Origin of the sequence: Phyllobacterium ifriqiyense, assembly GCF_030817885.1 — a bacterium.
Classification (GTDB): Bacteria; Pseudomonadota; Alphaproteobacteria; order Rhizobiales; family Rhizobiaceae; genus Phyllobacterium; species Phyllobacterium ifriqiyense.
In genome coordinates this window covers 812,944-825,349 of sequence record NZ_JAUSZT010000003.1, presented here as the reverse complement: position 1 = coordinate 825,349, position 12,406 = coordinate 812,944, and the positions used below count along the sequence as shown (strand labels likewise).

At 53.3% G+C, this 12,406-nt stretch carries 9 protein-coding genes; all 9 read left to right on the top strand.

What is annotated here, in order from left to right; translation table 11 throughout:
* Window positions 1-6 precede the first annotated feature (6 nt).
* The 9 genes from QFZ34_RS11575 to pyc all read left to right on the top strand — a co-directional run bounded on the left by QFZ34_RS11575 (window position 7) and on the right by pyc (window position 12,381).
* Window positions 7-1,260: an NAD(P)/FAD-dependent oxidoreductase gene (locus QFZ34_RS11575; RefSeq protein WP_307286272.1), complete on the top strand. Its 1,254-nt coding sequence runs from the start codon at window positions 7-9 to the stop codon at window positions 1,258-1,260.
* 5 nt (window positions 1,261-1,265) lie between these two features.
* The gene (locus QFZ34_RS11570; RefSeq protein ID WP_115054297.1) at window positions 1,266-2,267 is read left to right on the top strand and encodes a 4-hydroxyproline epimerase; all 1,002 of its coding nucleotides are present in this window, start codon (window positions 1,266-1,268) and stop codon (window positions 2,265-2,267) included.
* Window positions 2,268-2,534: 267 nt separating this feature from the next.
* Window positions 2,535-3,443 (top strand): branched-chain amino acid ABC transporter permease, encoded by a 909-nt coding sequence (locus tag QFZ34_RS11565; RefSeq protein WP_115054296.1) that lies wholly within the window; start codon window positions 2,535-2,537, stop codon window positions 3,441-3,443.
* A gap of 4 nt (window positions 3,444-3,447) precedes the next feature.
* Complete coding sequence (livM, locus tag QFZ34_RS11560) at window positions 3,448-4,854, top strand: high-affinity branched-chain amino acid ABC transporter permease LivM (protein ID WP_307281012.1); 1,407 nt, start codon at window positions 3,448-3,450, stop codon at window positions 4,852-4,854.
* Complete coding sequence (locus QFZ34_RS11555) at window positions 4,854-6,380, top strand: ATP-binding cassette domain-containing protein (RefSeq protein ID WP_307281010.1); 1,527 nt, start codon at window positions 4,854-4,856, stop codon at window positions 6,378-6,380. The genes livM and QFZ34_RS11555 overlap by 1 nt, the downstream gene beginning before the upstream one ends.
* On the top strand, window positions 6,380-7,111 hold the full coding sequence (locus QFZ34_RS11550; RefSeq protein WP_115054293.1) for an ABC transporter ATP-binding protein: 732 nt from the start codon (window positions 6,380-6,382) through the stop codon (window positions 7,109-7,111). The genes QFZ34_RS11555 and QFZ34_RS11550 overlap by 1 nt, the downstream gene beginning before the upstream one ends.
* Window positions 7,112-7,158: 47 nt before the next feature.
* Window positions 7,159-7,512: a DUF6867 family protein gene (locus QFZ34_RS11545; protein ID WP_307281007.1), complete on the top strand. Its 354-nt coding sequence runs from the start codon at window positions 7,159-7,161 to the stop codon at window positions 7,510-7,512.
* A gap of 126 nt (window positions 7,513-7,638) precedes the next feature.
* Entirely contained in the window at window positions 7,639-8,754 is a 1,116-nt protein-coding gene (locus QFZ34_RS11540) for a branched-chain amino acid ABC transporter substrate-binding protein (protein WP_115054291.1), read from the top strand.
* A 168-nt stretch (window positions 8,755-8,922) separates the two neighbouring features.
* A complete protein-coding gene (pyc, locus tag QFZ34_RS11535; protein ID WP_307281002.1) occupies window positions 8,923-12,381 on the top strand; it encodes a pyruvate carboxylase in 3,459 nt (1,152 codons plus the stop codon).
* The last annotated feature ends 25 nt before the right edge of the window (window positions 12,382-12,406 follow it).

Genomic DNA, 12,406 nt, shown 5'->3' with positions numbered 1-12,406 from the left:
TTGATCATGCCAAGAGACAATATCGATATTCTGATTATCGGCGCCGGTATTGTCGGTGTAGCGGCAGCAGCTATTCTTGCAGAGAGTGGCCGCAAAGTACTCGTCGTCGACCGTCAGGGTATCTGCGAAGGAACAAGCTCCGGCAATGCCGGAGCTTTGGCTTTTTCGGATATATTGCCGATGGCCTCGAAGGGCGTGCTTGCAAAAGTCCCTGGCTGGCTTATGGACCCGCTTGGTCCATTTACTATCCGCCCGTCATACCTCCCAAAACTTTTGCCCTGGTTGTATCGATTCTGGCGGGCCAGCAGCGCCGACATGCTTGAGCATACAGTACGGGCGCAAGGGGCGATGATGCGTCTCGCTGAGCCTGAAATGCTCGGGCTGATGCAGCGCGCCGGTCTCGGCCGGATGGTCCGTGAAGATGGTTCATTGGAGCTTTACGAGAGTGAAGATGAACTGAATGCGTCGTTATCCGGATGGAATGCGAGACGCGCTGCCGGGATTGCCTTTGAGCATTTGCGGGGCAGTCAGTTGCGAGAGTGTCAGCCGGGCCTTTCCCCCCGGTTCATCGCCGGAACGTTTGTGCCTGGGTGGAAGACCGTCAGCGACCCAAAACATGTCGGTGAAGGTTTGTGGAATTATGCGCAGCGGAATGGTGCGATTTTTTACCAAGGGGAAGTTGCCTCAATAAGTGCAGGAGAGCAGGGCGCAATTGCGCATTTTGCCGATGGGCGCACAATCAATGCTGCCAAGATCGTGGTTGCTGCAGGAGCCTGGTCACATCATCTGGCCCAAAATCTTGGTGATCGGATTCCGCTGGAAACGGAGCGTGGGTACAATACGACGCTGCCCGTTGGCGCCTTCGATCTGAAACGGCAATTGATCTTTTCCGGGCATGGGTTTGTGGTTACTCCGCTGGAAACAGGTGTGCGTGTTGGTGGTGCTGTGGAGCTGGGCGGCTTGAAATTGCCACCCAATTACAAGCGCGCTGAAATCATGTTGAGTAAAGCTGAGCAATTCATGCCGGGATTGCAATCAAAGGGTGGGCGTCAATGGATGGGATACCGGCCTTCGACGCCAGATTCACTTCCTGTTATAGGTACTTCCCGATTGACGGATAATGTTCTCTACGCTTTTGGGCATGGCCATCTCGGACTTACCCAATCTGGGGTAACAGCCCGGCTGATCAGCGATCTGATTGGTGGTCATGCTTCCTCTATATCGATTGACCCTTACAGTCCCAAACGCTTCAGGAGTTAGCTCAGATGGCACGTCATTCATTCTTCTGTATAGATGGCCATACTTGCGGAAATCCAGTTCGGCTGGTGGCTGGCGGTGGCCCAAACCTGACGGGCGCATCAATGATGGAAAAGCGCGCGCATTTTCTCAGCGAATTTGACTGGATCAGAACCGGTTTGATGTTTGAGCCTCGCGGACACGACATGATGTCGGGCTCGATACTCTATCCTCCAACACGGGATGATTGCGATATCGCTATCCTGTTTATCGAAACATCCGGATGCCTTCCCATGTGCGGTCACGGAACGATCGGGACCGTGACCATGGCGATCGAGCATGGACTGGTTACTCCAAAAGTGCCGGGTATTTTGCGGCTGGACACGCCCGCTGGTCTTGTCGTCGCCGAATATACACAAGAGGGGCAATATGTAACGAGCGTGCGAATCACCAACGTACCTGCCTTCCTTTATGAGGAGGGTTTGGAAGTCGAGTGTCCGGATCTGGGGACGCTCCTTGTCGATGTGGCTTATGGAGGAAACTTTTACGCCATCGTAGAACCTCAGGCCAATTATAGGGATATGGCTGATTACAGGGCGCTGGATCTGATCGGGTGGAGTCCTGTGTTGCGGGAGCGCTTGAATGAGCGTTACACATTCGTTCATCCGCAGAATCCCGGGATCAATACACTCAGCCACATCCTGTGGACCGGAGCCCCGATTCATCCGGAGGCTCATGCGCGGAATGCTGTTTTTTACGGCGACAAAGCGATTGATCGCTCACCCTGCGGCACGGGCACATCAGCGCGCATGGCGCAGCTTGCGGCCAAGGGAAAACTCAAGCCGGGCGATGATTTTGTGCACGAATCGATCATAGGCTCATTGTTTCATGGGCGGGTTGAAGAGGCGGTGACAGTGGGAGAAAAGCCAGCGATTGTTCCGTCCGTGGCGGGATGGGCGCGCATGACCGGCTACAATACAATTTTTATAGATGACCGGGACCCGTTTGCCCACGGTTTTGTGGTGAAGTAACGCTTTTCGCTGCATTGCAAAATTATGGCTCAGGTGGTGATTTCTGCTAAAATGGACGGATACGCTGTAAAAAACGCCAAGGATTGGGGCAAATTTGGTGCAAAATTCTGGAGAATCTGTGCCAGCAAATATAAAGTGTGTGGCGGGTCGCAAAAAAGCATTTGCTTTCTGTATTGCACGCGCTAGGTGTAATAATGTTGGGGCAACAGTAACCGGATAAAAAAACCGGACAAGAAACTTCCCAATAAAACGAGGGGTATCGTTGCAATGGAGTATTTCATCCAGCAATCGATCAATGGGTTGACGCTTGGTTCAATTTACGGCCTGATCGCCATTGGTTACACGATGGTCTATGGGATCATCGGTATGATTAATTTCGCCCATGGCGATGTATTCATGCTTGGCGCCTTTATGGCGATGATTGTTTTTCTTGCATTAACAACATTTATCGGTGGCGTTCCGGTTGTGCTGGCGCTGTTATTGATGATGCTTGTCGCCATGCTATTGACCGGCCTTTGGAGCTGGACAATCGAGCGATTAGCTTATCGGCCCTTGCGCGGTTCATTCCGGCTGGCACCATTGATCACCGCTATCGGCATGTCGATTGCGCTGTCCAATTTTGTGCAGGTTACACAGGGCCCTCGCAACAAGCCAATTCCACCGCTGGTCAATGGCGGCATTATAATTCCTGGTACCGATATCAGCATTGCTTACAAGCAGATGGTGATCATCATTGTTACCGCAATCCTTCTGGTTGCCTTCTGGTACCTCGTTAACAAGACGACGTTAGGCAGAGCCCAGCGCTCCTGTGAGCAGGACCGCAAGATGGCCGCCTTGCTTGGCATTGACGTTGATAAAACAATTTCCATGACATTCGTGATGGGCGCGATGCTCGCAGCTGTCGCTGGTACGCTATACCTGATGTTCTATGGCGTTATTTCCTTCACGGACGGCTTTACGCCCGGTGTAAAGGCTTTCACGGCGGCTGTTCTTGGCGGTATCGGCTCTTTGCCGGGCGCGGTGATCGGCGGACTGCTGATTGGCCTGATTGAGGCTCTCTGGTCGGCCTATTTTTCTATCGACTACAAGGATGTTGCGGCATTCTCGATCCTGGCGATCGTTCTGATCTTCCTGCCGTCGGGCATTCTCGGCCGGCCCGAAGTCGAAAAGGTTTAAGCATATGGCCGATGTACAAACGTCTAACCCGGAATCTAATTTCGCCAAAGCGGTGAAAGAAGGGCTGGTCGCTGCCGCCCTTGCCTTGGGATTGTTCCTTCTCATTGTCGGCTTTCGCACGGATCAGAATATTCGCAATGAGCTTGTGCTAAACCAGCGTTGGGGCCTGCTTGCGATATTTGTTCTGGTTGCTGGTGTCGGCCGGTTTCTGCTGACGGCATATGTCACGCCCTGGAATGCAGCACGCGCGCTGAGCAAGCGAACCGTTGCGGCAAAAGAGGCAAAAGAACAGTCTGCCTTTCGCAAGAGCTTTCCCAAAATCGGTCTTGCGCTGCTGTTTGTCTATCCATTTTTGGTGATCGGAACGCTTGCGCTCTATAATGGCTCGATGATGGGCGGACTGCAGGGCTCGCTCAAATATGTCGACAATTTCGGTATCCAGATTCTCATCTATGTCATGCTGGCATGGGGTCTGAACATTGTTATCGGACTGGCCGGGCTGCTGGATCTTGGCTATGTCGCCTTCTATGCGGTCGGGGCGTATTCCTACGCGTTGCTGTCGTCGCATTTTGGTCTGTCATTCTGGCTTCTCTTGCCCATGGCAGGTATCTTCGCTGCATTGTGGGGTATCGTGCTGGGCTTTCCGGTCCTACGCCTGCGCGGCGACTATCTTGCCATCGTGACCCTGGCCTTCGGTGAAATCATTCGCCTTGTGCTGATCAACTGGACCGTCGTTACCAAGGGCACATTCGGTATTTCCGGTATCGCTAAGGCAACATTGTTCGGCATTCCGTTCACGCCCGGACCCGGCGGCTTCGCCAATTTGCTCGGCCTGCCCAATTCCGGCGTCTATTACAAAATATTCCTCTATTACCTGATCCTGCTTCTGGCACTTTTGACGGCCTGGGTGACCATACGCCTGCGCCGCATGCCGATCGGTCGCGCATGGGAAGCTTTGCGCGAGGACGAAATCGCCTGCCGCTCGCTCGGTATCAATACCACGACCACCAAGCTGACGGCCTTTGCCACAGGCGCAATGTTCGGCGGTTTTGCCGGATCGTTCTTCGCCGCACGTCAGGGCTTTGTCAGCCCGGAAAGTTTCGTCTTCCTTGAATCTGCAATTATTCTGGCGATTGTGGTTCTGGGCGGCATGGGTTCGCTCGTCGGTATTGCGATTGCTGCTGCTGTCATGATCGGCGGTACGGAACTATTGCGCGAGCTTGAATTCCTCAAGCACATTTTCGGCAATGATTTTACGCCGGAGCTCTACCGCATGCTGTTGTTCGGTTTGGCCATGATTGTGGTCATGGTGTGGAAGCCGCGAGGTTTTGTGGGGAACCGTGAACCAAGTGCATTCTTGCACAAACGAAAACTGGTATCGAGCGAATTCACCAAAGAAGGGCACGGCTGATGGTTTCGGAAGTGCAAAAAAATAACAACGCAATTTTGCGTGTAGAGCGTCTGTCAATGAAGTTTGGTGGTCTGATCGCCATCAACGATCTGAACTTCGAGGCAAAGCGCGGTGCCATCACCGCACTGATCGGCCCCAACGGAGCAGGCAAGACAACGGTCTTCAACTGCATCACCGGCTTCTACAAGCCGACTGAAGGCATGTTGACCATGACCCGCCAGAATGGTGAGGAATATCTGCTTGAACGCATGGCGGATTTTGTCATCACCAAGAAGGCGAAAGTGGCGCGTACTTTCCAGAATATCCGGCTGTTTTCCGGCCTGACTGTTCTGGAGAATCTGCTCGTTGCCCAGCACAATCCTTTGATGCTGTCATCGGGCTATACGATACTCGGGTTGCTCGGCTTTCCGACCTACAAAAAGGCCGCGGCTGACGCGATTGAGAAAGCCAGGTTCTGGCTGGAAAAGATCAATCTTGTGGATCGAGCCGATGATCCTGCTGGCGATCTTCCCTATGGTGCGCAGCGCCGTCTGGAAATTGCGCGTGCCATGTGCACCGAACCGGAATTGCTTTGCCTTGATGAACCAGCTGCTGGCCTCAATGCACGTGAATCGGCCGAGCTTAACAAGCTTCTGCTCGACATTCGCGACGAGACAGGCACATCCATCCTTTTGATCGAGCACGATATGTCGGTTGTGATGGAAATTTCCGATCATGTCGTCGTGCTCGAATATGGCACCAAGATTTCTGACGGCACGCCGGATAGCGTGAAGAACGATCCAAAGGTTATTGCGGCCTATCTCGGCGTTGAAGACGAAGAAATCGTCGAGATGCTTGAGCAGGCAGAAGCTGCTGGTGTTGACGATCTGACTGCTGCCGTCGATCTCATGTCGAGCGAAGCTATTCATAAATTGGAAGAAACCCATCCGGATGCGGCGGCTGTCAGCCTCGTTACCACGGGACCGGCTCGCCCGGCAAAACCCGCAGCAGCGAAAAAACAGTCTGTAGCCAAGCCGGCACGGACAACGGCGTCCACGGCGACGGGAACTTCAGAAGCCAAGCCAGCAGCGAAGAAAACGCCAGTGAAAGCTGCACCAGCCAAAGCTGAACCAGCAAAACCCGTCGCTACAAGGCCCGCTGCACCCAAGAAAGCCGCCCCCGCTGCGGCAGCACCAGCGGCTGCAAAAAAGCCTGCACCAAAGGCGCCTGCCAAAGCTGCGGCTTCGGCCTCACAGATCAAGGCAGGCGCGACAGCCAATGCGCTGGCGGCACCACGTGGCGGGAAAGCCGACAGATTGATCGATATCAAGGGCATTGGGCCGGTTAATGAGCGCAAGCTCAATGAGCACGGCATATTTCACTTCGATCAGATTGCTTCCTGGAAGAAAGCGGATGTTATTGCGGCCGAGGCCTATCTGGCATTTGACGGGCGCATTGCTCGCGAAGACTGGATTGGTCAAGCCAAGGCCATGGCCAAGGCAAGCCAAAAGAAACCGGCACCCAAGAAGAGCGGAGGAGCTGAATAATGGCGGAGAATAAAGCTCTTCTCAGCATCGAGAATGTCGAGACCTATTATGGCAATATCCGTGCGCTGAGCGGTGTGACCGTTCATGCGGATGCGGGTGAGATCGTCACGCTGATCGGCGCCAATGGCGCAGGCAAATCAACGCTGATGATGACGATTTTCGGCATGCCCCGCGCGCGCTCGGGCCGCATCATGTTCGATGGCAAGGATATCACGCAGTTGCCGACGCATGAGATCGCAAGGCTGCGCATTGCACAATCTCCTGAAGGCAGACGGATTTTCCCGCGCATGACCGTGCAGGAAAATCTGCAGATGGGTGCCAGTCTCGACAAGCTGGAATATTTCGATGAGGACGTGCGCAAGGTCTTCGACCTGTTTCCGCGTCTCAAGGAACGTATCAATCAACGTGGCGGAACGCTTTCGGGTGGTGAGCAGCAGATGCTCGCCATTGGCCGCGCGCTAATGGCCCGGCCCCGGCTGCTGCTGCTGGATGAACCTTCGCTTGGCCTGGCTCCCCTGATCATCAAGCATATTTTCGAGGCGATCAAGGAACTCAACAAGACAACCGGCCTGACTGTGTTTCTGGTCGAGCAGAATGCCTTTGGTGCGTTGAAGCTAGCCGATCGCGGTTATGTGATGGTCAACGGCATTGTGACGATGAGCGGCGCGAGCAAGGACCTTCTGGCCAATCCGGAAGTGCGGGCGGCCTATCTCGAAGGCGGGCGTCACTGACAAGACAAGACAAGACGGCTCAAAAGGGCCGCAAGGAGAACTTCGCCATGCAGGGCATATTATACGAAGAACCTTCCATCTGGCTGTTCATTCTGGTCACCTGCGTCATGGGTGGCTGGGCCGCATGGATGGCTGGACGGGCTTGCGCCAAGACGTGGCGGCCAATCGCTATCCTTGTCTTCTACATGCTGCTGCTGGGCGTCGGCGTACGCTTCATCCATTTTGCCCTTTTCGGCGGCACAATGGTCACGCTGCACTATTACATCATCGACACTATCGTTCTCATCATGATCGGAACACTGGGGTATAAGTACACAAGAACAAACCAGATGGTGAGGCAATATCACTGGCTCTACGAAAAAGTTTCTCCTTTCAATTGGAAGGAAAGAACAGGAGCCTGATCTATCCCGCTGATGCGAAATGAATCAGCGTGACAACCGCCGGAAAATCGGCAAATGTAGTCTTAAGCGATGCCAAAAATCGTCGCGAGGGGTTTGGTAAGTACCTAGAAAAATGGGAGTTTTCAAATGAAGAAGTCACTGTTTTCAGGCGTTGCATTCGCTGCGATGCTCGCTCTGAGCAGCAACGCCTATGCTGACCTTCTAATCGGTGTTGGTGGCCCAATGACCGGCCCGAATGCTGCATTTGGTGCGCAGCTGCAGAAGGGCGCAGAGGCAGCCGTTGCGGCAATCAATGCCGCTGGCGGCGTAAATGGCGAGCAGATCAAGCTTTCGCTCGGCGATGACGTTTCCGATCCAAAGCAGGGTATTTCGGTTGCCAATAAATTTGTTGCAGACGGCGTGAAGTTTGTTGTCGGTCACTTCAACTCCGGCGTTTCAATCCCGGCTTCTGAAGTTTACGCGGAAAACGGCATTCTGGAAATCACACCAGCTGCGACCAACCCGGTATTCACTGAACGCGGTCTGTGGAACACATTCCGTACATGCGGCCGTGATGACCAGCAGGGCGTCGTTGCCGGCGGTTACATTGCCGAAAAGTTCAAGGATGCCAAAATCGCTGTCGTTCATGACAAGACACCATATGGCCAGGGTCTTGCTGACGAAACCAAGAAGACACTGAATGCAAAGGGTGTAACCGAAGCCCTTTATGAAGGTGTCAATGTTGGCGACAAGGATTTCTCCGCGCTTATCGCCAAGGCGAAACAAGCTGGTGTAACTGTTCTTTATTGGGGCGGTCTGCACACGGAAGCTGGTCTGATCATTCGCCAGCTCGCCGATCAGGGCCTGAAAGTTACATTCATTTCCGGTGACGGCATCGTATCGAACGAATTGGCTTCAATTGCTGGTGATGCAGTTGCAGGCACGTTGAATACGTTCGGTCCAGATCCAAGCAAGGATCCTGCAAACAAGGAACTCGTTGAGAAATTCCGCGCACAGGGCTTCGAACCAGAAGCTTACACGCTGTATTCCTACGCAGCGACGCAGGTTATTGCCGCAGCAGCAACACTTGCCAAGTCCAATGATCCTGAAACCGTCGCCAAGACGATGAAGGAAAAAGGACCATTCAAGACTGTGCTCGGTGATATTGCTTTCGACGAAAAGGGCGATCCAAAGCTTCCAGGCTACGTCATGTACGAATGGAAGAAGGGCGAAGACGGCAAGTATACCTATACACAGCAGTAATTTTCCTGCTTTTGACATTAGCGAATGCCCGGTCTTGTACCGGGCATTTTGCTATTGGAAATTTCCTGTTCCTGTGATCAATATGTATTGTTTGCACTGCAGCAATCTTTCAGCCGTCTTAAAAACCTCAAATCAATTTTGATTTGCTTCTCGCCCGGAGTTTTCATTTTGCCCATCAAGAAAATCCTCGTCGCCAATCGATCAGAAATTGCCATCCGCGTATTCCGTGCGGCCAATGAGCTTGGCATGAAAACCGTGGCGATATGGGCGGAAGAGGACAAACTTGCCTTGCACCGATTCAAGGCTGATGAATCCTATCAGGTTGGTCGTGGTCCGCATCTGGCAAAGGATATGGGACCAATCGAGAGTTATCTGTCGATTGAAGAAATAATTCGGGTAGCGCGGCTGTCGGGTGCTGATGCAATCCACCCTGGCTACGGACTTTTGTCAGAAAGCCCGGAATTTGCTGATGCGTGCGCAGAAGCCGGCATAACATTTATCGGCCCAAAGCCTGAAACCATGCGCCGCCTTGGCAATAAGGTTGCTGCCCGCAATCTGGCAATTGAAATTGGTGTCCCGGTTGTGCCTGCAACGGAACCTTTGCCGGATGACATGGATACCATCAAGGAGATGGCGGAGAAGATCGGCTATCCGGTGATGCTCAAAGCTTCTTGGGGCGGCGGCGGTCGCGGCATGCGGGCCATCTTCAAGCCGGAGGATATTGCCCGTGAAGTCACCGAAGGCAAACGCGAAGCCAAAGCAGCCTTTGGCAAAGACGAAGTTTATCTGGAAAAACTGGTCCAGCGCGCCAGACACGTTGAAGTACAGATATTGGGCGACACGCATGGAAATGCGGTTCATCTGTTCGAACGCGACTGCTCGATTCAGAGACGTAACCAGAAAGTGGTTGAACGTGCCCCAGCGCCTTATCTCAGTGAGGAACAGCGCAAGGAGATCGCCGATTACGGCCTGAAGATCGCCAAGGAGACGGCCTATATCGGTGCTGGAACCATCGAATTTCTGATGGATGCAGATACCAATGAATTCTATTTCATCGAAGTGAATCCGCGTATTCAGGTCGAACACACGGTTACTGAAGAAGTAACCGGTATTGATATTGTCAAAGCGCAGATCCGTATTCTTGAGGGCGCAACGATTGGTACGCCGGAATCCGGGGTTCCTGCCCAAAAAGATATCCGGCTAAATGGTCATGCCTTGCAATGCCGCATCACAACGGAAGATCCGGAGCAGAATTTCATTCCCGACTATGGCCGTATCACTGCCTATCGCGGGGCAACGGGCTTCGGCATACGTCTTGATGGTGGAACTGCCTATTCCGGCGCAGTCATCACACGCTTCTATGACCCGCTGCTCGAGAAGATCACCGCCTGGTCTCCAACCGCTGAGGAAACCATCCACCGCATGCATCGTGCCTTGCGGGAGTTCCGCATTCGCGGTGTTGCAACGAACCTGACATTTCTAGAAGCAATCATTACCCACCCCAAGTTCACGGATAATACTTACACAACGAATTTTATCGACACGACGCCAGAACTGTTTGAGCAAGTTAAACGTCAGGACCGTGCGACCAAGCTTCTGACCTACCTTGCTGATGTGACTGTGAACGGCCATCCAGAAACCAAGGGACGGGCAGTCCCGCCTGCCGAGGCAGCATTGCCGCGCGTTCCATTTATCGAAACGCCTATTCCGGATGGGACAAAACAGCTTCTTGATCAGTTAGGGCCGAAAAAATTCGCGGAATGGATGCGCAACGAAAAACGCGTCTTGTTCACCGATACCACCATGCGCGACGGCCATCAGTCGTTGCTTGCTACACGTATGCGCACCTATGATATTGCGCGTGTTGCAGGCACTTATGCGCGCGCTCTGCCACAACTTTTCTCACTGGAATGTTGGGGCGGCGCGACGTTTGATGTGTCAATGCGGTTTTTGACGGAAGATCCTTGGGAGCGGCTGGCGGAAATCCGGGAGCAGGCGCCAAACATCCTGCTCCAGATGTTGCTGCGGGGAGCCAATGGGGTTGGCTATAAAAGTTACCCGGATAATGTTGTAAAGTATTTTGTCCAACAGGCCGCACGCGGTGGAATTGATGTATTCCGCGTTTTCGACAGTTTGAACTGGGTCGAAAACATGCGCGTGAGCATGGATGCAGTGCTGGAGGAGAACAAGCTTTGTGAGGCCGCGATCTGCTACACGGGCGATATTCTAAACTCCGCCCGACCGAAATATGATCTCAAATATTATGTTGCTCTGGCACAGCAGGTGGAGAAGGCCGGAGCGCATATCATAGCGGTCAAGGACATGGCTGGTCTATTGAAGCCAGGCGCCGCCAAGGTGCTTTTCAAGGCTTTGCGAGAAGCTACGGATTTGCCATTACACTTCCATACCCATGACACGTCCGGCATTGCCGCGGCCACTGTTCTGGCGGCGGTGGATGCTGGCGTCGATGTGGTCGATGCCGCTATGGATGCGCTTTCAGGGAATACTTCACAGCCTTGCCTTGGCTCCATTGTGGAAGCGCTGAAAGGAACGGAACGTGATCCGGGTCTTGATCCAGAATGGATTCGCCGGATTTCGTTCTATTGGGAAGCTGTGCGCACGCAATATGCCGCATTTGAGAGTGACTTGAAGGGGCCTGCCTCGGAAGTCTATCTGCACGAAATGCCGGGTGGTCAGTTTACCAATCTCAAAGAACAGGCCCGCTCGCTTGGCTTGGAAACGCGCTGGCACGAAGTCGCGCAAGCCTATGCGGATGTCAACCAGATGTTTGGCGATATCGTCAAAGTAACGCCGTCATCGAAGGTTGTTGGTGATATGGCTCTGATGATGGTGAGCCAGGATCTTTCGGTCGAAGACGTGAAGAATCCGGAGAAGGATATTTCTTTTCCCGACTCCGTTGTTTCGATGATGCGCGGTGATCTGGGCCAACCGCCACAAGGCTGGCCAAAGGAAATCCAGAAAAAGATATTGAAGGACGAGAAGCCCTTTACCGAGCGTCCCGGCGCGTTGCTGGCGGCTGCGGATCTTGCTGCGGAACGCAAGGAAATCGAAGAGAAGCTGGAGCGCAAAATCAGCGATCAGGAATTTGCGTCCTATCTGATGTATCCCAAAGTGTTCACTGATTTTGCTGTGACGCACAATACATATGGTCCAACCAGCGTCTTGCCAACGCCTGTCTATTTTTATGGTCTGGGACAGGAAGAGGAAGTCTTTCTTACCATTGAACGTGGGAAGACCCTGGTTGTGCGCAATCAAGCCGTGGGCGAGACGGATGAAAAGGGCATGCGCACGGTCTTCTTTGAGATGAATGGCCAACCGCGGCGCGTCAAAGTTCCTGACAGAACCCACGGGGCTAGCGGTGCCGGCGTAAGACGTAAGGCAGAGCTTACTAATGAGAAGCATGTTGGCGCGCCAATGCCGGGCATTGTATCGACTGTTGGTGTCTCGGCAGGCCAGAAAGTTAATGCGGGTGACGTTCTTCTATCGATTGAAGCGATGAAGATGGAAACTGCACTGCGTGCGGAGCGTGACGGGGTGGTCGCAGAAGTGCTTGTTCGTTCAGGCGATCAAATCGATGCAAAGGACCTAATGATCGTCTATGAATGAGTCGATTGCGCAGAATTCATCTCAA

Bases quoted from the DNA above. Each gene is read 5' to 3' on its own strand.
- QFZ34_RS11575 (WP_307286272.1), top strand. From the start codon at position 7: ATGCCAAGAGACAATATCGATATTCTGATTATCGGCGCCGGTATTGTC.
- QFZ34_RS11570 (WP_115054297.1), top strand. From the start codon at position 1,266: ATGGCACGTCATTCATTCTTCTGTATAGATGGCCATACTTGCGGAAAT.
- QFZ34_RS11565 (WP_115054296.1), top strand. From the start codon at position 2,535: ATGGAGTATTTCATCCAGCAATCGATCAATGGGTTGACGCTTGGTTCA.
- livM (WP_307281012.1), top strand. From the start codon at position 3,448: ATGGCCGATGTACAAACGTCTAACCCGGAATCTAATTTCGCCAAAGCG.
- QFZ34_RS11555 (WP_307281010.1), top strand. From the start codon at position 4,854: ATGGTTTCGGAAGTGCAAAAAAATAACAACGCAATTTTGCGTGTAGAG.
- QFZ34_RS11550 (WP_115054293.1), top strand. From the start codon at position 6,380: ATGGCGGAGAATAAAGCTCTTCTCAGCATCGAGAATGTCGAGACCTAT.
- QFZ34_RS11545 (WP_307281007.1), top strand. From the start codon at position 7,159: ATGCAGGGCATATTATACGAAGAACCTTCCATCTGGCTGTTCATTCTG.
- QFZ34_RS11540 (WP_115054291.1), top strand. From the start codon at position 7,639: ATGAAGAAGTCACTGTTTTCAGGCGTTGCATTCGCTGCGATGCTCGCT.